Annotated in this window: 1 protein-coding gene; it reads right to left on the minus strand. The window is 41.9% G+C overall.

Translation table 11 applies throughout. From position 1 onward, the window contains the following. A partial coding sequence (locus ETI37_RS07765; RefSeq protein ID WP_208723194.1) for a Rib/alpha-like domain-containing protein occupies positions 1 to 236 on the minus strand: 236 nt, incomplete at both ends.

Here is a 236-nt window from a genome sequence, read left to right on the forward strand (position 1 = left end):
GGTAACTTACCCTTTTCAGTGTTAACTGTTTGGGTTTCTATCTTGTCACCATATTCTTCTGCTTGGCTAGTCTTGTGTACTGGGATTTCTACATCCTTAGTTGAACCATCTGGGAAGTGAACTGTTGCTGGAATATTCTTGGTGTCACCTGACTTCATTTGGTCTACTAAGTTTTGTGCACCTTCACCCCAACTTGCGTGAGTTCCTTCTGGTAAGTCACCTAAGTTCTTAATTCC

The sequence above is a fragment of the Lactobacillus mulieris genome, assembly GCF_007095465.1.
Taxonomy (GTDB): Bacteria; Bacillota; Bacilli; order Lactobacillales; family Lactobacillaceae; genus Lactobacillus; species Lactobacillus mulieris.